This window comes from Comamonas terrigena NBRC 13299 (genome assembly GCF_006740045.1).
GTDB lineage: Bacteria > Pseudomonadota > Gammaproteobacteria > Burkholderiales > Burkholderiaceae_C > Comamonas > Comamonas terrigena.
This window is the reverse complement of record NZ_AP019749.1, coordinates 489,944-512,500: the sequence shown is the minus strand read 5'-3', so window position 1 is coordinate 512,500 and position 22,557 is coordinate 489,944. Positions and strand designations below refer to the sequence as shown.

Here is a 22,557-nt window from a genome sequence, read left to right as displayed (position 1 = left end):
GTGTGGCTGGTCGTCCTCTCAGACCAGCTACAGATCGTCGGCTTGGTAAGCTTTTATCCCACCAACTACCTAATCTGCCATCGGCCGCTCCAGTTGCGCAAGGTCTTGCGATCCCCTGCTTTCAACCTCAGTTCTCATGCGGTATTAGCTACTCTTTCGAGTAGTTATCCCCCACAACTGGGCACGTTCCGATGTATTACTCACCCGTTCGCCACTCGCCACCAGACCGAAGTCCGTGCTGCCGTTCGACTTGCATGTGTAAAGCATGCCGCCAGCGTTCAATCTGAGCCAGGATCAAACTCTACAGTTCGATCTTGAATTTAAAGTCTTTCGACTACTCACTCACTTGACGGAATCAAGAAAGATTTCTCTTTCCTCATTACTGTTTTTGTGAGCGTTTGTTTAGTTCCGAAGAACATTTGGCAATCGCCTTCAAACGCCCACGCTTATCGGCTGTACATTTTTAATGATGCGATTCAAACCAGAATCTCTGCTTTGAATTCAGTCCGCTGTGATCAGCGAAGCCTTGTATTGTAGCACAACTTTCATCGTGCTTTTGCGCTTTTAACGCGCTTTCTTTTCTCTTCGATGCACTCAAAGGAAAAGAAAGCGCCCAGTCGCTCGACTGGGCGCTCTTGCTGTAAGAGCCTGACGATGACCTACTTTCACACGGGAACCCGCACTATCATCGGCGCAAATTCGTTTCACTGTCCTGTTCGGGATGGGAAGGAGTGGTACCAAATCGCTATGGTCATCAGGCATAACTTGTCACCAGGCAGTGCTGTGCACTACCCAGTCAATTCATAGAGTCTGTAAATCAGCTTGTATTTCGATTGCGCCTACTTTGGCATAACAGTCTTGTACTACCTACTGGCAGTCAAAGTTATAGGGTCAAGCCGCTCGGGCAATTAGTACTGGTTAGCTTAACGCATTACTGCGCTTCCACACCCAGCCTATCAACGTCGTGGTCTACAACGACCCTTCAGGGGCTCAAGGCCCCGGCAGATCTCATCTTGAAACGAGTTTCCCGCTTAGATGCTTTCAGCGGTTATCTCTTCCACACGTAGCTACTCGGCAATGCCACTGGCGTGACAACCGATACACCAGAGGTGTGTCCACTCCGGTCCTCTCGTACTAGGAGCAGGCTTCCTCAAATCTGCAACGCCCACGGAAGATAGGGACCAAACTGTCTCACGACGTTTTAAACCCAGCTCACGTACCTCTTTAAATGGCGAACAGCCATACCCTTGGGACCGACTACAGCCCCAGGATGAGATGAGCCGACATCGAGGTGCCAAACACCGCCGTCGATATGAACTCTTGGGCGGTATCAGCCTGTTATCCCCAGAGTACCTTTTATCCGTTGAGCGATGGCCCTTCCATACAGAACCACCGGATCACTATGTCCTGCTTTCGCATCTGCTCGACTTGTCAGTCTCGCAGTTAAGCACGCTTATGCCATTGCACTATCGTCACGATGTCCGACCGTAACTAGCGTACCTTCGAACTCCTCCGTTACGCTTTGGGAGGAGACCGCCCCAGTCAAACTGCCTACCATGCACTGTCCCCGATCCAGATAATGGACCTAGGTTAGAACCTCAAACGCACCAGGGTGGTATTTCAACGTTGGCTCCATGTGATCTAGCGACCACACTTCAAAGCCTCCCACCTATCCTACACAGATCCGTTCAAAGTCCAATACAAAGCTACAGTAAAGGTTCATGGGGTCTTTCCGTCTTTCCGCGGGGAGATTGCATCATCACAAACATTTCAACTTCGCTGAGTCTCAGGAGGAGACAGTGTGGCCATCGTTACGCCATTCGTGCAGGTCGGAACTTACCCGACAAGGAATTTCGCTACCTTAGGACCGTTATAGTTACGGCCGCCGTTTACTGGGACTTCAATCAAGAGCTTGCACCCCATCATTTAATCTTCCAGCACCGGGCAGGCGTCACACCCTATACGTCCACTTTCGTGTTTGCAGAGTGCTGTGTTTTTATTAAACAGTCGCAGCCACCGATTTTTGCAACCCCGTTTAGCTCCATTTGTACAACTTCACTTACTAGGGGCATATCCTTCTCCCGAAGTTACGGTATCAATTTGCCGAGTTCCTTCTCCTGAGTTCTCTCAAGCGCCTTAGAATACTCATCTCGCGCACCAGTGTCGGTTTGCGGTACGGTCGTCAATAGCTGAAGCTTAGTGGCTTTTCCTGGAAGCAGGGTATCACTCACTTCGTGTGCAAGCACACTCGTTATCACCCCTCATCTAAGATCCCCGGATTTGCCTAAGGACCACGACTACAGGCTTGAACCAACATATCCAACAGTTGGCTGAGCTAACCTTCTCCGTCCCCACATCGCACTATTGATCGGTACAGGAATATTGACCTGTTTCCCATCAGCTACGCATCTCTGCCTCGCCTTAGGGGCCGACTCACCCTACGCCGATGAACGTTGCGTAGGAAACCTTGCGCTTACGGCGAGCGGGCTTTTCACCCGCTTTAACGCTACTCATGTCAGCATTCGCACTTCTGATACCTCCAGCACCCGTTACCAGGCACCTTCACAGGCTTACAGAACGCTCTCCTACCACGTGCAATAAATTGCACATCCGCAGCTTCGGTAACTGGCTTAGCCCCGTTACATCTTCCGCGCAGGACGACTCGATCAGTGAGCTATTACGCTTTCTTTAAATGATGGCTGCTTCTAAGCCAACATCCTGACTGTTTTAGCCTTCCCACTTCGTTTCCCACTTAGCCAATTTTAGGGACCTTAGCTGGCGGTCTGGGTTGTTTCCCTCTTGAGTCCGGACGTTAGCACCCGGTGCTCTGTCTCCCAAGCTGTACTCTGCGGTATTCGGAGTTTGCATAGGTTTGGTAAGTCGCCATGACCCCCTAGCCTAAACAGTGCTCTACCCCCGCAGGTAATACTTGAGGCACTACCTAAATAGTTTTTCGGAGAGAACCAGCTATTTCCAAGTTTGTTTAGCCTTTCACCCCTATCCACAGCTCATCCGCTGATTTTGCAACATCAGTCGGTTCGGACCTCCAGTACCTGTTACGGCACCTTCATCCTGGCCATGGATAGATCACTTGGTTTCGGGTCTACACCCAGCGACTGGACGCCCTATTCGGACTCGATTTCTCTACGCCTCCCCTACTCGGTTAAGCTTGCCACTGAATGTAAGTCGCTGACCCATTATACAAAAGGTACGCCGTCACCCCTTACGAGGCTCCGACTTTTTGTAAGCATGCGGTTTCAGGATCTATTTCACTCCCCTCCCGGGGTTCTTTTTTTCGCCTTTCCCTCACGGTACTGGTTCACTATCGGTCGATTACGAGTATTTAGCCTTGGAGGATGGTCCCCCCCATATTCAGACAGGGTTTCTCGTGCCCCGCCCTACTTTTCTCTAGCTCAGTACCACCAGTCGGTTTTCACATACGGGGCTATCACCCACTATGGCCGGACTTTCCATTCCGTTTTGTTAACCGTCTGACTATCACTAGAAGGCTGTTCCGAATTCGCTCGCCACTACTATCGGAATCTCGGTTGATGTCTTTTCCTCTGGGTACTTAGATGTTTCAGTTCTCCAGGTTCGCTTCGACAGCCTATGTATTCAGCTGCCGATACCTATTGCTAGGTGGGTTTCCCCATTCAGAAATCTCCGGATCAAAGCTTATTTGCCAGCTCCCCGAAGCTTATCGCAGGCTATCACGTCTTTCGTCGCCTGTAATCGCCAAGGCATCCACCACATGCTCTTAGTCACTTGACCCTATAACTTTGACCTCTCTTGCGAGATGGTCGCCATTTCGGTTTTCAAAGACTTGTAAGGTCTCTCACCTTACGCGTTATGCCGTAATGTGAATGATTCTTCGGTGCAAATCTTTCGATTTGCGCCTAGAGAATGATTCGTCATTACTTGAATTCAAAGTTTGAATTCGTGTTGACGCAATCAAAATCGTTGCTGGTGGCACGGTGCATTTTTTTCATGCTTTCCACCAGCAACGCTGATTTTCGACTCTATGAATTTTTAAAGAACAGCCTATTGATCGGATCGATCAATACAAAAGCAGTCTTTGCAAGACTGCTTTTGTATTGAACTCTCATATGCCGAGCCAATGATTGTAGCACCTTTGGGCGCTATCTTTTTCATTGGTGGAGGATGACGGGATCGAACCGACGACCCCCTGCTTGCAAAGCAGGTGCTCTCCCAGCTGAGCTAATCCCCGGGATCCTCTTGCACTGGCATCGGAACCTAATGGTGGGTCTAGTTGGGCTCGAACCAACGACCCCTGCGTTATCAACACAGTGCTCTAACCAGCTGAGCTACAGACCCATTCCATGCAGCCCGCTTCATCAGCGAGCCACCTGGCTTGTTCCAACAACCGATAAGTGTGGACGTTCAAACTTGATTGCTTGTTTCCAGAAAGGAGGTGATCCAGCCGCACCTTCCGATACGGCTACCTTGTTACGACTTCACCCCAGTCACGAACCCCGCCGTGGTAAGCGCCCTCCTTACGGTTAGGCTACCTACTTCTGGCGAGACCCGCTCCCATGGTGTGACGGGCGGTGTGTACAAGACCCGGGAACGTATTCACCGTGACATTCTGATCCACGATTACTAGCGATTCCGACTTCACGCAGTCGAGTTGCAGACTGCGATCCGGACTACGACTGGCTTTATGGGATTAGCTCCCCCTCGCGGGTTGGCAACCCTTTGTACCAGCCATTGTATGACGTGTGTAGCCCCACCTATAAGGGCCATGAGGACTTGACGTCATCCCCACCTTCCTCCGGTTTGTCACCGGCAGTCCCATTAGAGTGCCCTTTCGTAGCAACTAATGGCAAGGGTTGCGCTCGTTGCGGGACTTAACCCAACATCTCACGACACGAGCTGACGACAGCCATGCAGCACCTGTGTTACGGCTCTCTTTCGAGCACTCCTCTATCTCTAAAGGATTCCGTACATGTCAAAGGTGGGTAAGGTTTTTCGCGTTGCATCGAATTAAACCACATCATCCACCGCTTGTGCGGGTCCCCGTCAATTCCTTTGAGTTTCAACCTTGCGGCCGTACTCCCCAGGCGGTCAACTTCACGCGTTAGCTTCGTTACTGAGTCAGTTAAGACCCAACAACCAGTTGACATCGTTTAGGGCGTGGACTACCAGGGTATCTAATCCTGTTTGCTCCCCACGCTTTCGTGCATGAGCGTCAGTGCAGGCCCAGGGGATTGCCTTCGCCATCGGTGTTCCTCCGCATATCTACGCATTTCACTGCTACACGCGGAATTCCATCCCCCCTCTGCCGCACTCCAGCCTTGCAGTCACAAAGGCAGTTCCCAGGTTGAGCCCGGGGATTTCACCTCTGTCTTACAAGACCGCCTGCGCACGCTTTACGCCCAGTAATTCCGATTAACGCTTGCACCCTACGTATTACCGCGGCTGCTGGCACGTAGTTAGCCGGTGCTTATTCTTACGGTACCGTCATGACTCCAGGGTATTAACCCGAAGCTTTTCGTTCCGTACAAAAGCAGTTTACAACCCGAAGGCCTTCATCCTGCACGCGGCATTGCTGGATCAGGCTTTCGCCCATTGTCCAAAATTCCCCACTGCTGCCTCCCGTAGGAGTCTGGGCCGTGTCTCAGTCCCAGTGTGGCTGGTCGTCCTCTCAGACCAGCTACAGATCGTCGGCTTGGTAAGCTTTTATCCCACCAACTACCTAATCTGCCATCGGCCGCTCCAGTTGCGCAAGGTCTTGCGATCCCCTGCTTTCAACCTCAGTTCTCATGCGGTATTAGCTACTCTTTCGAGTAGTTATCCCCCACAACTGGGCACGTTCCGATGTATTACTCACCCGTTCGCCACTCGCCACCAGACCGAAGTCCGTGCTGCCGTTCGACTTGCATGTGTAAAGCATGCCGCCAGCGTTCAATCTGAGCCAGGATCAAACTCTACAGTTCGATCTTGAATTTAAAGTCTTTCGACTACTCACTCACTTGACGGAATCAAGAAAGATTTCTCTTTCCTCATTACTGTTTTTGTGAGCGTTTGTTTAGTTCCGAAGAACATTTGGCAATCGCCTTCAAACGCCCACGCTTATCGGCTGTACATTTTTAATGATGCGATTCAAACCAGAATCTCTGCTTTGAATTCAGTCCGCTGTGATCAGCGAAGCCTTGTATTGTAGCACAACTTTCATCGTGCTTTTGCGCTTTTAACGCTTTCTTTTCTCTTCGATGCACTCAAAGGGAAAAGAAAGCGCCCAGTCGCTCGACTGGGCGCTCTTGCTGTAAGAGCCTGACGATGACCTACTTTCACACGGGAACCCGCACTATCATCGGCGCAAATTCGTTTCACTGTCCTGTTCGGGATGGGAAGGAGTGGTACCAAATCGCTATGGTCATCAGGCATAACTTGTCACCAGGCAGTGCTGTGCACTACCCAGTCAATTCATAGAGTCTGTAAATCAGCTTGTATTTCGATTGCGCCTACTTTGGCATAACAGTCTTGTACTACCTACTGGCAGTCAAAGTTATAGGGTCAAGCCGCTCGGGCAATTAGTACTGGTTAGCTTAACGCATTACTGCGCTTCCACACCCAGCCTATCAACGTCGTGGTCTACAACGACCCTTCAGGGGCTCAAGGCCCCGGCAGATCTCATCTTGAAACGAGTTTCCCGCTTAGATGCTTTCAGCGGTTATCTCTTCCACACGTAGCTACTCGGCAATGCCACTGGCGTGACAACCGATACACCAGAGGTGTGTCCACTCCGGTCCTCTCGTACTAGGAGCAGGCTTCCTCAAATCTGCAACGCCCACGGAAGATAGGGACCAAACTGTCTCACGACGTTTTAAACCCAGCTCACGTACCTCTTTAAATGGCGAACAGCCATACCCTTGGGACCGACTACAGCCCCAGGATGAGATGAGCCGACATCGAGGTGCCAAACACCGCCGTCGATATGAACTCTTGGGCGGTATCAGCCTGTTATCCCCAGAGTACCTTTTATCCGTTGAGCGATGGCCCTTCCATACAGAACCACCGGATCACTATGTCCTGCTTTCGCATCTGCTCGACTTGTCAGTCTCGCAGTTAAGCACGCTTATGCCATTGCACTATCGTCACGATGTCCGACCGTAACTAGCGTACCTTCGAACTCCTCCGTTACGCTTTGGGAGGAGACCGCCCCAGTCAAACTGCCTACCATGCACTGTCCCCGATCCAGATAATGGACCTAGGTTAGAACCTCAAACGCACCAGGGTGGTATTTCAACGTTGGCTCCATGTGATCTAGCGACCACACTTCAAAGCCTCCCACCTATCCTACACAGATCCGTTCAAAGTCCAATACAAAGCTACAGTAAAGGTTCATGGGGTCTTTCCGTCTTTCCGCGGGGAGATTGCATCATCACAAACATTTCAACTTCGCTGAGTCTCAGGAGGAGACAGTGTGGCCATCGTTACGCCATTCGTGCAGGTCGGAACTTACCCGACAAGGAATTTCGCTACCTTAGGACCGTTATAGTTACGGCCGCCGTTTACTGGGACTTCAATCAAGAGCTTGCACCCCATCATTTAATCTTCCAGCACCGGGCAGGCGTCACACCCTATACGTCCACTTTCGTGTTTGCAGAGTGCTGTGTTTTTATTAAACAGTCGCAGCCACCGATTTTTGCAACCCCGTTTAGCTCCATTTGTACAACTTCACTTACTAGGGGCATACCTTCTCCCGAAGTTACGGTATCAATTTGCCGAGTTCCTTCTCCTGAGTTCTCTCAAGCGCCTTAGAATACTCATCTCGCGCACCAGTGTCGGTTTGCGGTACGGTCGTCAATAGCTGAAGCTTAGTGGCTTTTCCTGGAAGCAGGGTATCACTCACTTCGTGTGCAAGCACACTCGTTATCACCCCTCATCTAAGATCCCCGGATTTGCCTAAGGACCACGACTACAGGCTTGAACCAACATATCCAACAGTTGGCTGAGCTAACCTTCTCCGTCCCCACATCGCACTATTGATCGGTACAGGAATATTGACCTGTTTCCCATCAGCTACGCATCTCTGCCTCGCCTTAGGGGCCGACTCACCCTACGCCGATGAACGTTGCGTAGGAAACCTTGCGCTTACGGCGAGCGGGCTTTTCACCCGCTTTAACGCTACTCATGTCAGCATTCGCACTTCTGATACCTCCAGCACCCGTTACCAGGCACCTTCACAGGCTTACAGAACGCTCTCCTACCACGTGCAATAAATTGCACATCCGCAGCTTCGGTAACTGGCTTAGCCCCGTTACATCTTCCGCGCAGGACGACTCGATCAGTGAGCTATTACGCTTTCTTTAAATGATGGCTGCTTCTAAGCCAACATCCTGACTGTTTTAGCCTTCCCACTTCGTTTCCCACTTAGCCAATTTTAGGGACCTTAGCTGGCGGTCTGGGTTGTTTCCCTCTTGAGTCCGGACGTTAGCACCCGGTGCTCTGTCTCCCAAGCTGTACTCTGCGGTATTCGGAGTTTGCATAGGTTTGGTAAGTCGCCATGACCCCCTAGCCTAAACAGTGCTCTACCCCCGCAGGTAATACTTGAGGCACTACCTAAATAGTTTTCGGAGAGAACCAGCTATTTCCAAGTTTGTTTAGCCTTTCACCCCTATCCACAGCTCATCCGCTGATTTTGCAACATCAGTCGGTTCGGACCTCCAGTACCTGTTACGGCACCTTCATCCTGGCCATGGATAGATCACTTGGTTTCGGGTCTACACCCAGCGACTGGACGCCCTATTCGGACTCGATTTCTCTACGCCTCCCCTACTCGGTTAAGCTTGCCACTGAATGTAAGTCGCTGACCCATTATACAAAAGGTACGCCGTCACCCCTTACGAGGCTCCGACTTTTTGTAAGCATGCGGTTTCAGGATCTATTTCACTCCCCTCCCGGGGTTCTTTTTTTCGCCTTTCCCTCACGGTACTGGTTCACTATCGGTCGATTACGAGTATTTAGCCTTGGAGGATGGTCCCCCCCCATATTCAGACAGGGTTTCTCGTGCCCCGCCCTACTTTTCTCTAGCTCAGTACCACCAGTCGGTTTTCACATACGGGGCTATCACCCACTATGGCCGGACTTTCCATTCCGTTTTGTTAACCGTCTGACTATCACTAGAAGGCTGTTCCGAATTCGCTCGCCACTACTATCGGAATCTCGGTTGATGTCTTTTCCTCTGGGTACTTAGATGTTTCAGTTCTCCAGGTTCGCTTCGACAGCCTATGTATTCAGCTGCCGATACCTATTGCTAGGTGGGTTTCCCCATTCAGAAATCTCCGGATCAAAGCTTATTTGCCAGCTCCCCGAAGCTTATCGCAGGCTATCACGTCTTTCGTCGCCTGTAATCGCCAAGGCATCCACCACATGCTCTTAGTCACTTGACCCTATAACTTTGACCTCTCTTGCGAGATGGTCGCCATTTCGGTTTTCAAAGACTTGTAAGGTCTCTCACCTTACGCGTTATGCCGTAATGTGAATGATTCTTCGGTGCAAATCTTTCGATTTGCGCCTAGAGAATGATTCGTCATTACTTGAATTCAAAGTTTGAATTCGTGTTGACGCAATCAAAATCGTTGCTGGTGGCACGGTGCATTTTTCATGCTTTCCACCAGCAACGCTGATTTTCGACTCTATGAATTTTTAAAGAACAGCCTATTGATCGGATCGATCAATACAAAAGCAGTCTTTGCAAGACTGCTTTTGTATTGAACTCTCATATGCCGAGCCAATGATTGTAGCACCTTTGGGCGCTATCTTTTTCATTGGTGGAGGATGACGGGATCGAACCGACGACCCCCTGCTTGCAAAGCAGGTGCTCTCCCAGCTGAGCTAATCCCCGGGATCCTCTTGCACTGGCATCGGAACCTAATGGTGGGTCTAGTTGGGCTCGAACCAACGACCCCTGCGTTATCAACACAGTGCTCTAACCAGCTGAGCTACAGACCCATTCCATGCAGCCCGCTTCATCAGCGAGCCACCTGGCTTGTTCCAACAACCGATAAGTGTGGACGTTCAAACTTGATTGCTTGTTTCCAGAAAGGAGGTGATCCAGCCGCACCTTCCGATACGGCTACCTTGTTACGACTTCACCCCAGTCACGAACCCCGCCGTGGTAAGCGCCCTCCTTACGGTTAGGCTACCTACTTCTGGCGAGACCCGCTCCCATGGTGTGACGGGCGGTGTGTACAAGACCCGGGAACGTATTCACCGTGACATTCTGATCCACGATTACTAGCGATTCCGACTTCACGCAGTCGAGTTGCAGACTGCGATCCGGACTACGACTGGCTTTATGGGATTAGCTCCCCTCGCGGGTTGGCAACCCTTTGTACCAGCCATTGTATGACGTGTGTAGCCCCACCTATAAGGGCCATGAGGACTTGACGTCATCCCCACCTTCCTCCGGTTTGTCACCGGCAGTCCCATTAGAGTGCCCTTTCGTAGCAACTAATGGCAAGGGTTGCGCTCGTTGCGGGACTTAACCCAACATCTCACGACACGAGCTGACGACAGCCATGCAGCACCTGTGTTACGGCTCTCTTTCGAGCACTCCTCTATCTCTAAAGGATTCCGTACATGTCAAAGGTGGGTAAGGTTTTTCGCGTTGCATCGAATTAAACCACATCATCCACCGCTTGTGCGGGTCCCCGTCAATTCCTTTGAGTTTCAACCTTGCGGCCGTACTCCCCAGGCGGTCAACTTCACGCGTTAGCTTCGTTACTGAGTCAGTTAAGACCCAACAACCAGTTGACATCGTTTAGGGCGTGGACTACCAGGGTATCTAATCCTGTTTGCTCCCCACGCTTTCGTGCATGAGCGTCAGTGCAGGCCCAGGGGATTGCCTTCGCCATCGGTGTTCCTCCGCATATCTACGCATTTCACTGCTACACGCGGAATTCCATCCCCCTCTGCCGCACTCCAGCCTTGCAGTCACAAAGGCAGTTCCCAGGTTGAGCCCGGGGATTTCACCTCTGTCTTACAAGACCGCCTGCGCACGCTTTACGCCCAGTAATTCCGATTAACGCTTGCACCCTACGTATTACCGCGGCTGCTGCTGGCACGTAGTTAGCCGGTGCTTATTCTTACGGTACCGTCATGACTCCAGGGTATTAACCCGAAGCTTTTCGTTCCGTACAAAAGCAGTTTACAACCCGAAGGCCTTCATCCTGCACGCGGCATTGCTGGATCAGGCTTTCGCCCATTGTCCAAAAATTCCCCACTGCTGCCTCCCGTAGGAGTCTGGGCCGTGTCTCAGTCCCAGTGTGGCTGGTCGTCCTCTCAGACCAGCTACAGATCGTCGGCTTGGTAAGCTTTTATCCCACCAACTACCTAATCTGCCATCGGCCGCTCCAGTTGCGCAAGGTCTTGCGATCCCCTGCTTTCAACCTCAGTTCTCATGCGGTATTAGCTACTCTTTCGAGTAGTTATCCCCCACAACTGGGCACGTTCCGATGTATTACTCACCCGTTCGCCACTCGCCACCAGACCGAAGTCCGTGCTGCCGTTCGACTTGCATGTGTAAAGCATGCCGCCAGCGTTCAATCTGAGCCAGGATCAAACTCTACAGTTCGATCTTGAATTTAAAGTCTTTCGACTACTCACTCACTTGACGGAATCAAGAAAGATTTCTCTTTCCTCATTACTGTTTTTGTGAGCGTTTGTTTAGTTCCGAAGAACATTTGGCAATCGCCTTCAAACGCCCACGCTTATCGGCTGTACATTTTTAATGATGCGATTCAAACCAGAATCTCTGTTTTGAATTCAGTCCGCTGCGATCAGCGAAGCCTTGTATTGTAGCACAACTTTCATCGTGCAGATCAAAGAATTTTTTGATCCTCCTGACCGCCGTAGCCGGTAGCTCTCAGCAGCGAAGCCTTGCATTGTATGCCGAAATCTGAAGAACTTCGGAAAAATTTTTTGACTTCCTTCCGTTGCTTACCGATGGCTTGCAACTTGGCAGGAGACGGATCATAGCACGGGATTTCCGGGTTATCCCGAACTCTCACCATCCTGGTGCAGACCGGCCACAGCCTTTCCAAGGCAGCGCTGCGCGCTGCCTTGGATAATGGCGGCAACATGGCACTCATCACCTTACTGGACGCACAGCTCGCTTTCGGGCATGTGGCACTGCTGGATCACGCCAGCTTCTCCCTGGAAACCAATGAACGCGTGGGGCTGATCGGCCGCAACGGCGCTGGAAAGTCTTCGCTCTTGAAGATTCTGGGAGGCTTGGCCCACCCGGACGACGGCAATCTGCAAGTGCAGACGGGCGTACGCATTGCCTATGTGGCACAGGAGCCCGATCTGCAGCCGAAGCACACGGTGTTCCAGGCCGCTTCCACCGGGCTGGCGGAAGTGGCTGCACTGCGCGATCAGTACCTGTCCGGCGCCGACGGCGTGGATCTGGACGCCCTGCAGTCCCGCATCGAGGCGCAAGATGCCTGGAACTGGGAGCAGCGCGTGGAGGAAACCCTGCAACGCCTGCACCTGAAGGCCGATGCGCTGATCAGCAATCTGTCGGGCGGTGTGCGCAAGCGCGTGGCACTGGCCCAGGCCCTGGTGACACAACCCGATGTGCTGCTGCTGGACGAGCCCACCAACCACCTGGATCTGGACTCCATCGAATGGCTGGAAGGTCTGCTCAAGGAGTTCAAGGGGGCGATTGTGCTCATCACCCACGACCGCTCCTTCCTGGACAACGTGGCCACCCGGATCGTCGAGCTGGACCGTGGCGAGCTGACCTCCTACCCCGGCAACTTCGCGGCCTATGTGACCAACAAGGCGGAACAGCTGGCACAGGAAGCCGTGATCAATGCCAAGGCCGACAAGTTGCTGGCCCAGGAAGAAATCTGGATCCGCAAGGGCGTGGAAGCCCGCCGTACCCGTGCCACCGCACGCATCGTGCGCCTGCAGGAACTGCGGAGCGAACATGCGGCCCGTCGCACCGCCCAGGGCAGCGTGAAGATGGATGTCAGCAGCGGCGAGAAAAGCGGCAAGCTGGTGTCCGAGCTGACCCACGTGAGCAAGGCCTTTGGCGACCGCGTGATCGTCGATGATTTCAGTGCCACCATCTTGCGCGGCGACAAGATCGGCCTGCTGGGCCCCAACGGCGCCGGCAAGACCACGCTGCTCAAGCTCATCCTGGGCCAGCTGCAGCCCGACCCGGCCCCCGCCAACGCCCCTGCACCCGAGCCCGGCGAAAGCCCCTGGGGCACGGTGCGCCAGGGCACCAACATCACCGTGGCCTACTTTGACCAGATGCGCAATGCGCTGGACCTGGATGCCACGCTGGAAGACTTCATCAGCCCCGGCAGCGAATGGATCGAGATCGGCAACCAGCGCAAGCATGTGAAAAGCTACCTGGGGGACTTCCTGTTCTCCCCGGCCCGGGCCAACTCGCCTGTACGCAGCCTCTCGGGCGGTGAACGCAACCGCCTGCTGCTGGCACGGCTGTTCGCCCGCCCCACGAATGTGCTGGTGCTGGACGAACCCACCAACGACCTGGACATCGACACACTGGAGCTGCTGGAAGACCTGCTGCAAAACTACGACGGCACCGTCTTCCTGGTCAGCCACGACCGGACCTTCATGGACAACGTCGTCACCAGCACCATTGCCGCCGAAGGCAATGGCCAGTGGCGCGAGTACGAAGGCGGCGTGCAGGACTGGCTGGTCCAGTCCAAGCGCAGCAAGGCGGCGGCCGAACAGGCGGCCAAGGCCGGAGCCTCCAAACCCGCCCCCGCCAAGGAAGCGGCCACCGCCAGCACCTCAGCCCCGGCCGCCGCTCCCGCCGCCAAGCGCAAGCTCAGCTACAAGGAACAGCGCGAGCTGGAACAGCTGCCGGCGCAGATTGCGGCACTGGAAACGGAGCAAGCCACCATCCAAGCCACCCTGGCCGATGGCAGCCTGTATGCCACCGACAACGCCCGTGCGGTGCAACTGCAGCTGCGGGATGGAGAGATCGAAGCGGCACTGATGGCGGCACTGGAGCGCTGGCAATCTGCGTCAGCGGCAGCACCTCATCGGCGGCACCATGGGCAATGGCTTCGCGCGGCATGCCGAAGACGATGCAGCTGGCTTCGTCCTGCACATAGTTGTAGCTGCCGGCGTCCTTCATCTCGCGCATCGCGGCGGCCCCGTCGGCCCCCATGCCGGTCAGCATCACGCCAAAGGCATTGCGGCCGACGCAGGCGGCGACGGACTTGAACAGCACTTCCACGGAAGGCTTGTGCCGGTTGACCGGCGGCTCATCATTGACCACGGCCACATAGTTGGCGCCGCTGCGGGCAATGGAGAACTGCTTGCCGCCCGGAGCGATATAGGCATGACCGGGCAGGATACGTTCGCCCTGCACGGCTTCCTTCACCGTGATCTGACACAGCCCGTTCAGGCGTGCAGCAAAGCTGGTGGTAAAGCCAGGCGGCATGTGCTGGGTGATGACAATGGCCGGGGAGTCGGCCGGCAGCTGCACCAGCACTTCCTTGATGGCCTCGGTCCCCCCGGTGGAGGCACCGATGGCAATCACCTTTTCGGTGGACAGACGGCCCAGCAAGGAGGCCGACGACACGGGAGCGGGCGCCACACCCGGTGCAGCCCCCTTGGCCGCAGGCGCCATGGCCGGACGGGCCGCGGGCACCGCACGGTGCACCTGGGCCACCGCCGCTACGCGGATCTTGTCCACAATCTGGTTGGCCAGGTCCTGCAGACCATTGGCAACCCCCACGCGGGGCTTGGCCACAAAGTCCACGGCACCCAGTTCCAGCGCGCGCATGGTCACTTCGGCACCGCGCTCGGTCAGCGTGGAAATCATCAGCACCGGCATGGGGCGCAGGCGCATCAGGCGGCCGAGAAAGTCGATACCGTCCATGCGTGGCATTTCCACGTCCAGCGTGATCACATCGGGGTTGAGTTCGCGGATCATTTCGCGGGCAATCAACGGGTCGTTGGCCGTGCCGATGCACTCCATATCGCTTTGTCGGTTGATGATCTCGGCCAGCAGGCTGCGCACCAGCGCGGAGTCGTCGACCACGATCACACGGATCTTCTTGCTCATTCCCTCAAACCTCTCTCAAAACAGGTCTACGCTGCCGCCGGCATTGGACTGTGCCACCGTGGCGGCATTGCCGCGACGTTCCTGCGCCACCAGCTCTTCGGGGTGGGCATGCGCCAAGCGCTTGACCAGGGCCTTGCCGGTGGTCGGAAAGTAGACCACTTTGCGTGGATAGATGTCGAGCACATCCTCGGAGACGATGGGGATGCGCTCGGTATTCAGATACTGGGTGACGAAATCGGTGTTGCGCTCACCCACATTCATGGTGGTGAAGTTGGCCATCACCTGACCGCCGCCAAAGATCTTGGCCTGCATGGTCTCGCGGCGCGCGCCCAGCTTCATCATCTCGTTGATCAGCAGCTCCATCGCATACGAGCCGTAGCGGCCGGAGACATCGCCAGCATCACCATCGGGCAGCATGAAGTGGTTCATGCCACCGATGTTCAGGGTGCGGTCCCACAGGCAGGCAGCAATGCACGAGCCCAGCACCGTGACGATGGCCATGTTCTCGCCCGTCACGAAATACTCGCCCGGCAACACCTTGACGGCGTTGAACTGGAAATGCGGATCGAAATAGAAGAACGAGGCCTCGCCCGGCTTGGGCGTACGGCGCTTGAGCGCCTCCAGTGACGACGGCGGCGCGGGCGGCTGTGCGGCCGCCGGCCGGTGGAACACCGGGGCACTCGGCGGCGCCATCTTGGGCACGGGACCCCGGCGCTCACCAAAGGCAAGGGACGAGCCAAAGCCGCCCCCCAAGGGATTGGACGACATCGGTACGCCTTTTCGCAGAGGATTCATGGTGGACCTTTGTTCCAATAACCGGCGCAGCCCGTTCAGCGACGCTCGTACACGGTCTTGCCGCGCAAGGTAAAGAGGTCGCGCGATTCGCTGAAATTCTCGGCATGCCCCACAAACAGCATGCCACCCGGCTTGAGCACGCGGTGGATCTTCTCCAGCACACGGCGCTGCGTGGGCGCATCAAAGTAGATCATCACGTTGCGGCAGAACACCACATCGAAGGACTCCTGGAAGGGCCAGTCGTCCTTGATCAGATTGACCTGCATGAAGTCAATCATGCGCGGCGCAGCTCCGGCTTGACGCGCACCATGCCTTCGTTGGCCCCCTTGCCCTTCATGAAGAAGCGGCGCAGACGCTCCTGGCTCAGGTTCTTCACATTGTCCAGGCGGTAGACACCGTTCGATGCCGTGGCCAGCACCTTGGAATCGATGTCGCTGGCCGTGAGCTTGAACTGCGCATTGGCACCCAGCGCTTCCTGGGCCGTCATCACGATGGAATAAGGCTCCTCCCCGGTCGATGCGGCATTGCACCAGACCTTCCACGACGGCTGCTGCTTGCTGCGCAGGTGCTGCGCAAAGATCTCGAAATGGTGCTGCTCGCGAAAGAACGAGGTCAGATTGGTGGTCAGCGCATTGACGAATTCCTGCCATTCCGGGGCATCGCCTGGCTGCTTTTCCAGCCAGGACAGGTAGTCGTCAAAACTGTCCAGCCGCGTATCGCGCAGGCGGCGCGACAGGCGGCTGTACACCATGGCGTGCTTGCCATCGTGCAGGCTGATACCGGCGTGCTTGTAGATCAGCGCCTGCACGCGGGTGAAATCGGCATTGGTCCAGGCGAACTCGCGCTGCGCAGCCCCGCCCCCCATGGAGGCCGGCATGCCGGATGCCGACCCGGCATCCGTGGACAACGAAGAAGCAGAAGTACGCATGGATGAAAGGGTCAAAAAATCCCAACGCCCGCAAGGCGTTCAAATTCAACAGCCCACGACAGGGGGCGGGCCGTTGGCTAGCTAATCCGCCGCAGCGCCCTTTACTCGGCCGGAGCCACCAGGCCCATGTCCACGTTGGACATCAGCTTTTCGATGTCCAGCAGGATCAGCATGCGCTCGCCCACCGAGCCCAGGCCCAGGATACAGCCGTTGTCGATGGCGCTTTCGATATCGGGTGCCGCGCGGATGGCGTCCGGCGCCAGCTCCATCACATCGCTCACGGAGTCCACCACAATGCCGACCACGCGGTTACGCAGGTTCAGAATGATGACCACCGTGAAGCTGTTGTATTCCACTTCCGTGCAGTTGAACTTCAGGCGCATGTCCACGATTGGCACGATGGTGCCGCGCAGATTCACAACGCCCTTGATGAATTCCGGTGCATTGGCAATGCGGGTGGGTTGTTCGTAGCCGCGGATTTCCTGCACCTTGAGGATGTCGATGCCGTATTCCTCCTGACCCAGACGGAAGGTCAGATATTCGCGGGTGCCGGTGGCCGCAGACTCGGTATTTTTGCCCATCACATTCATTTCAATTCTCCTGGCGGCCCGCTGGGGGCCTGGCCTTTGCTAGTTGTGGATCGCCTGCAATCCGGTATCAGTAACGCGCCCGGTTCACCATGCTGATGGTGTCCAGGATCAAGGCCACGGTGCCATCACCCAGGATGGTGGCACCCGACACATTCGGCACCTTGCGGTAATTGGACTCCAGGTTCTTCACCACCACTTGATGTTGCCCCAGCAGTTCGTCCACCAGCAATGCCACCCGGCTGCCATCGGACTCGACCACCACCATGATGTCGCTGCTCTTTTCCCCTTCGGCGCGCGGCACACGGAACGTCTTTTCCATGGCGATCACGGGCATGTACTCGTCGCGCACCTTGACCAGCTGGGAGCCCTGGGCCACGGTGTTCACATCGTTCGGATTGACCTGGAAGGACTCCACCACCGAAGACAGCGGCAGGATGTAGACCTCCTGGCCCACGCCCACCGACATGCCGTCCATGATGGCCAGGGTCAGCGGCAGGCGAATCGCCACACGCATGCCCACGCCTTCGGCCGAGTCGATTTCCACGGTACCGTTCAGCGCGGTGATGTTCTTCTTCACCACGTCCATGCCCACGCCGCGGCCCGACACATCGGTCACGACATCGGCGGTGGAGAAGCCGGGGGCAAAGATCAGCTGCCAGACATCGGCATCGGGCAGGCTGTCCGACACATCCATGCCGCGCTCACGGGCCTTGCGCAGAATCTTTTCGCGGTTCATGCCACGGCCGTCATCGCGCACTTCGATGACGATGGAGCCGCCCTGGTGGGAAGCCGCCAGGGTCAGCGTACCCGCTTCGGACTTGCCGGCCGCAATGCGCTGCTCGGGCATTTCGATGCCATGGTCCAGCGAGTTGCGCACCAGGTGGGTCAGCGGGTCGGTGATCTTTTCCACCAGGCCCTTGTCCAGCTCAGTGGCTTCGCCCTGCAACACCAGGTCGAACTTCTTGCCCATCTTGTTGGCCAGGTCCCGCAGCATGCGCGGGAAACGGCTGAAGACGGTGGACATGGGAATCATGCGGATCGACATCACGCATTCCTGCAGGTCACGCGTGTTGCGGTCCAGATCCGCCAGACCGGCCAGCAGTTGCTGGTTGGCGGCCGGGTCCAGCGTGCGGCTGTTCTGCGCCAGCATGGCCTGGGTGATCACCAGCTCGCCGGCCAGGTTGATCAGCTGGTCGACCTTGCCCAGGGCCACGCGGATGCTGGTGGACTCCATGGTGGCCGCCACGGCCGGCTTGGCCGCGGCAGAGGCCTTGGCTGGTGCCAGCGCGGGACGTGTTTCCGGATCGCCGGGCGCACCCGGGAAGATGCCGAAATTACCACTCACCATGTCGGCGGCCAGCGCCGCAGCGGCTTCCACCGGTGCAGAGGCTGCTTCCACGGCCACCGCCTGCGGCGAAGCAGCCGCAGCCACCGGGGCCGCCTGGGAGGCCTGGCCGCGGATCTGCACCTGCTCCTTGGCGACGTGGAAAGCGAACAGGTCCAGCAGGTCCTCATCGCTGGACTGGGTCTGCACACCGAACAGGCGACAGCCGGCATCGGTACAAGGCAGGTCTTCGATGGTGCCCAGGCCCGGGATATCGCGGAACAGCTCCTTGATGGCATCGGCCAGATCCAGATTGTCCATGGGGCCGATGCGAATCTCCAGCGCACGGGTACCGCCCACCGGGACGGCGGCCACCGGGGCCGGCGCGGGAGGCGGTGGTGCCACCGGGACCGCCACCACAGGGGCTGCCACCGGAGCGGGCACCGCGCCGTTGCCGGCGGCCAGTTCCGTGATGCGGCGCACCAGATCGGACGTCGACAGGGCTTCGCCCTCGCCGCCCGCCTGGTGGCGAGCCAGCAGGCTGCGCGAGGCATCGGCCGATTCCAGCAACACATCCACCATCTCGGGGATGGGCGTGATTTCGTGGCGGCGCAGGCGGTCCAGCAGCGACTCCATCTTGTGGGTCAGCTCGGCCACATCGGAGAAGCCAAAGGTGGCAGAGCCCCCTTTGATCGAATGCGCACAACGGAAGATGCCGTTGAGTTCTTCGTCGTTGGCGGCCGACAAGTCCAGGTTGAGCAGCATCTGCTCCATCTGGTCGAGGTTTTCCCCGGCCTCTTCGAAAAAGATCTGATAGAACTGGGTCAGGTCGAAATCCGCCCCGCCCCCAGCATCTGTATGAGTGTCCACCATGTAGGCTCCTGTGATCGCCTGCTGCGCCGCTGCTTAGCGGATTACTTTTTGAATGACTTCGATCAGGCGGTTCGGATCGAACGGCTTGACCAGCCAGCCGGTAGCGCCAGCTGCGCGCCCAGCCTGCTTCATCTGGTCGCTGGACTCGGTGGTCAGGATCAGAATCGGGGTGTTCTTGAAGCGCGGATGCTCGCGCAGTTTCTTGGTGAGGCCAATGCCATCCAGACGTGGCATGTTCTGGTCAGCCAACACAAGATCTATCTGTTGTGCTTCTGCTTTTTCCAGCGCGTCCATGCCGTCCACGGCCTCGACGACTTTGTAGCCTGCGCCGGACAGGGTGAACGACACCATCTTGCGCATGGATGGTGAGTCATCTACAGCGAGGATCGATTGCATGTATGGGCTCCAACTGACTTTGGAATTAGTAAACAGGACAGCGTCTTAGAACAAATCCACCGAACCCGCGTCCATTTCGCTTTGGGTCACAGGGTTAGGGCGTTCCGGCATCATGGATTGTGCAGGCTCCGAAGGCAGTTCCCCTTCTTCCACGCCCATGGTTTCCGCCGCAAGCCGGAATGCACACCCCTGCAACACCTGGGTGGTGTGCCAGATCAACTGGGTGGCCATGTCATGGAATTGCAGTTCCGTGACGGCACTGCGCAACGCATGGCGGGCGGCTTCGAGCTCGTTGCGGTCCACTGCGCCGGTACCCGAGAGCAGGCCGTTGGCTTCAGAAAACCGTTCCAGCAAATTGGACGTGGCATGATTGAGGAGCCCTTCCAGTCGATGAAGGTCGCGCATGACGACCAACAGGGAATCCTGCAATTCCGCCGCAACCATGACAGGCACCTGAACAGCAGGTTCTCCGGTCGGTGATAGCGTTGAATGCATCGTTTCTCCATTCAGGGGCAGGTGCAAAGCTTGGACAGGAGTTCACCCGGTGGGCACCTGCGCAGGCGCATCACCTTGTGGCTCTGCTGTGGACGTGCAGGGGAATGAGCCCTAACTTCAGAGCTGTAGCGTACCGCCAGCCTGCACGTTTGTTCCAAGATGTATCCTATGATAGCGCCCCTTCTGGGTCCTGATCCAACAGATAGACCCCTCCTGATCCTCCACCTTGAGGATTCACAAGCCGATCAACGTCTGGCAGCACTGACTTTGCGCCGTGCGCAACGGGTCTGCCAGATCGATTGCGTCGATCAGCTTTCGGCTTTCCTGGAGGCACTGGCCGCCCGTCCCTATGATCTGGTACTGGCGGACTACTACCTCCCCGGGTTTACCGCCATCGACGCCTGGGAAGGCGCACAACAGATATCACCCTGCCCTCCTTTTGTCCTGCTGTCCGGGGCCATTGGCGAGGCGGCGGCTGTCGACGCCATCCGCCTGGGGATTTCCGACTACCTGCTCAAGGACGATATGGCGCGGCTGCCCCACGTGCTGGAGCGGGCCCTGGAAGTGCACGAGGCCCGGCGCGCGCGCGAGCTGGCAGCCGCCGAGCTGGCCGCCTCGGAACGGCGTCTGGCAGAGCTGACGGAGCACCTGCAGACCTCGATCGAGCAGGAGCGCACCGCCATCGCCCGGGAAATTCATGACGACATCGGTGGAGCGCTCACCGCCGTGAAGTTCGACCTGTCATGGATTGCACGCAACACCGCCACCCAGCCCCAGGTGGTGCAGCACGCCCAGTCCGCACTGGAGATGCTGCAGCATGCGCTGGGCGCCAGCCAGCGCATCATGCTGGACCTGCGCCCCCCGGTGCTGGACCAGGGCCTGGCCGCCGCCATCCAGTGGCTGGCTGAAGGGTTCGAGCGCCGCACCGGCATTCCCGTGGCGCTGAGATTGTCGCCTTTACACAACAATCTGGCGTCCAACATCCAGCTGGTCGCCTACCGCACCACCCAGGAGGCGCTGACCAATGTCTCCAAGTACGCCCAGGCCACGGCCGTGCACATCGAGATGTCGGATGCCGAGGGCGTGCTGACGGTCGAGGTGCGCGACAACGGCTGCGGCATCGCTCCTGCCCAGCGCGACAAGCCCAAGGCATTCGGCCTGCGCGGCCTGGCCGAACGCGCCCGCACCGTGGGGGGATGGCTGGATGTCAGCAGCCAAATAGGGAAAGGCAGCAGCATCATTGTCTCCATCCCACTACCATCGGCGTCTGGTGCTGAATTTGCCAAGGAAATGCTTTGATCCAAGTAGTGCTATGCGACGACCATGCCGTGCTGCGCCGCGGCATCCGGGACACCTTGCAAGAAGCCACCGATATCCGCGTCACCGCCGAGGCCGCCAGCTACACCGAACTGCGCGAGGCCCTGCGCACCGCGGCCTGTGAAGTGCTGCTGCTGGACATCAACATGCCCGGTCGCAACGGACTGGAAGTGCTGGCCAGCGTGCGTGAGACGCACCCGGAGATCAAGGTCATCATGGTCTCCATGTACCCCGAAGACCAGTACGCGCTGCGCAGCCTCAAGGCCGGGGCCCAGGGCTATGCCAACAAGGCGGGCGATCCGGTGCAGCTGATCGAGGCCGTGCGCATGGTCATGCAGGGGCGCAAATACCTGACAGCCGAAGTCGCACAGATGCTGGCCGAGAGCGTGGCCCAGCCCCAGGCCGAGGTGCTGCACGAAACCCTGTCCGAACGCGAGATGCAGACGCTGCAGAAAATTGCCACTGGCCGGCGGCTGACCGATATCGCCGAAGAGCTGATGCTCAGCCCGAAGACGGTGAGCGTCTACCGCGCCCGCGTGCTGGAAAAGCTGCAACTGGCCAACAATGCCGAGCTGACGGTCTACGCCATCCGCAACAACCTGGTCTGAGCCACTGCCGACAGTGCTGCAGCGGTGCACCTGGCCCGCACCCGCTGCCAGATCTGCTCAAAAAACAGGCAGCCTCACCGCAGGCACTGCGGATGCATGAGAAAAGCATGCCGTTCTGTTTCGGCGCGCGCCCGCAGCGCTGATAG

The 22,557-nt window shown here is 56.8% G+C and carries 8 protein-coding genes, 2 tRNA genes, 7 rRNA genes and 3 pseudogenes (1 of these 20 running past the window's edge); 3 read left to right on the top strand and 17 right to left on the bottom strand.

The genetic code is table 11. The features are described 5' to 3' along the window. The 10 genes from CT3_RS02370 to CT3_RS21120 all read right to left on the bottom strand — a co-directional run. Positions 1–310 (bottom strand): 16S ribosomal RNA (locus CT3_RS02370) (it extends 1,222 nt beyond the left edge of the window). Positions 311–646: 336 nt separating this feature from the next. After that, positions 647–759, bottom strand: a 5S ribosomal RNA gene (gene rrf / locus CT3_RS02365). Positions 760–887: 128 nt separating this feature from the next. Next, positions 888–3,771: ribosomal RNA gene (locus CT3_RS02360) — 23S ribosomal RNA — on the bottom strand. Positions 3,772–4,258: 487 nt separating this feature from the next. Further along, a tRNA-Ile gene (locus CT3_RS02350) sits at positions 4,259–4,335 on the bottom strand. A 90-nt stretch (positions 4,336–4,425) separates the two neighbouring features. Then, positions 4,426–5,957 (bottom strand): 16S ribosomal RNA (locus CT3_RS02345). A gap of 335 nt (positions 5,958–6,292) precedes the next feature. Further along, positions 6,293–6,405, bottom strand: a 5S ribosomal RNA gene (gene rrf, locus CT3_RS02340). 128 nt (positions 6,406–6,533) lie between these two features. Further along, a 23S ribosomal RNA gene (locus CT3_RS02335) occupies positions 6,534–9,416 on the bottom strand. 485 nt (positions 9,417–9,901) lie between these two features. After that, positions 9,902–9,978 (bottom strand) — tRNA-Ile (locus tag CT3_RS02325). 90 nt (positions 9,979–10,068) lie between these two features. Then, positions 10,069–11,602, bottom strand: a 16S ribosomal RNA gene (locus CT3_RS02320). Together the 16S, 23S and 5S rRNA genes with 2 tRNA genes alongside form the textbook arrangement of a ribosomal RNA operon. A 247-nt stretch (positions 11,603–11,849) precedes the next feature. Next, positions 11,850–12,119, bottom strand: coding sequence for a hypothetical protein (locus CT3_RS21120; protein ID WP_127446179.1), 270 nt, complete (start codon positions 12,117–12,119; stop codon positions 11,850–11,852). On the opposite strand from CT3_RS21120, the pseudogene CT3_RS02315 reads away from it, so the two are divergent. Then, positions 12,109–14,043, top strand: a pseudogene (locus CT3_RS02315) (ATP-binding cassette domain-containing protein); the annotation flags it as partial. The gene CT3_RS21120 and the pseudogene CT3_RS02315 overlap by 11 nt on opposite strands. On the opposite strand, the pseudogene CT3_RS02310 reads toward CT3_RS02315, so the two are convergent. From CT3_RS02310 to CT3_RS02280, 7 genes and pseudogenes are all read right to left on the bottom strand, one after another. Further along, positions 14,021–15,085: pseudogene (locus tag CT3_RS02310) on the bottom strand (protein-glutamate methylesterase/protein-glutamine glutaminase); the annotation flags it as partial. The pseudogenes CT3_RS02315 and CT3_RS02310 sit on opposite strands and share 23 nt — an antisense overlap. A 15-nt stretch (positions 15,086–15,100) precedes the next feature. Beyond that, entirely contained in the window at positions 15,101–15,778 is a 678-nt protein-coding gene (gene cheD, locus CT3_RS02305; protein WP_066541836.1) for a chemoreceptor glutamine deamidase CheD, read from the bottom strand. A gap of 137 nt (positions 15,779–15,915) precedes the next feature. Beyond that, positions 15,916–16,757 (bottom strand): annotated as a pseudogene (locus tag CT3_RS02300) (CheR family methyltransferase). Positions 16,758–16,909: 152 nt separating this feature from the next. Further along, entirely contained in the window at positions 16,910–17,398 is a 489-nt protein-coding gene (locus CT3_RS02295) for a chemotaxis protein CheW (RefSeq protein ID WP_066541784.1), read from the bottom strand. A 67-nt stretch (positions 17,399–17,465) separates the two neighbouring features. After that, on the bottom strand, positions 17,466–19,595 hold the full coding sequence (locus tag CT3_RS02290; protein WP_066541782.1) for a chemotaxis protein CheW: 2,130 nt from the start codon (positions 19,593–19,595) through the stop codon (positions 17,466–17,468). A 33-nt stretch (positions 19,596–19,628) separates the two neighbouring features. After that, on the bottom strand, positions 19,629–19,991 hold the full coding sequence (locus CT3_RS02285) for a response regulator (protein ID WP_066541780.1): 363 nt from the start codon (positions 19,989–19,991) through the stop codon (positions 19,629–19,631). 45 nt (positions 19,992–20,036) lie between these two features. Further along, positions 20,037–20,486: a hypothetical protein gene (locus tag CT3_RS02280; RefSeq protein ID WP_066541778.1), complete on the bottom strand. Its 450-nt coding sequence runs from the start codon at positions 20,484–20,486 to the stop codon at positions 20,037–20,039. Between the two features lie 168 nt (positions 20,487–20,654). On the opposite strand from CT3_RS02280, the gene CT3_RS02275 reads away from it, so the two are divergent. Both CT3_RS02275 and CT3_RS02270 read left to right on the top strand, forming a co-directional pair. Next, entirely contained in the window at positions 20,655–21,785 is a 1,131-nt protein-coding gene (locus CT3_RS02275; protein WP_066541776.1) for a hybrid sensor histidine kinase/response regulator, read from the top strand. Beyond that, complete coding sequence (locus CT3_RS02270; protein WP_066541774.1) at positions 21,782–22,411, top strand: response regulator; 630 nt, start codon at positions 21,782–21,784, stop codon at positions 22,409–22,411. Before CT3_RS02275 ends, CT3_RS02270 begins: the two co-directional genes overlap by 4 nt. Positions 22,412–22,557 lie beyond the last annotated feature (146 nt).

Coding starts and splice junctions, on each gene's coding strand:
- cheD (WP_066541836.1), bottom strand. CDS start 15,778: ATGGCGCCGCCGAGTGCCCCGGTGTTCCACCGGCCGGCGGCCGCACAG.
- CT3_RS02295 (WP_066541784.1), bottom strand. CDS start 17,398: ATGAATGTGATGGGCAAAAATACCGAGTCTGCGGCCACCGGCACCCGC.
- CT3_RS02280 (WP_066541778.1), bottom strand. CDS start 20,486: ATGCATTCAACGCTATCACCGACCGGAGAACCTGCTGTTCAGGTGCCT.
- CT3_RS02290 (WP_066541782.1), bottom strand. CDS start 19,595: ATGGTGGACACTCATACAGATGCTGGGGGCGGGGCGGATTTCGACCTG.
- CT3_RS02275 (WP_066541776.1), top strand. CDS start 20,655: ATGATAGCGCCCCTTCTGGGTCCTGATCCAACAGATAGACCCCTCCTG.
- CT3_RS02285 (WP_066541780.1), bottom strand. CDS start 19,991: ATGCAATCGATCCTCGCTGTAGATGACTCACCATCCATGCGCAAGATG.
- CT3_RS21120 (WP_127446179.1), bottom strand. CDS start 12,119: ATGAGTGCCATGTTGCCGCCATTATCCAAGGCAGCGCGCAGCGCTGCC.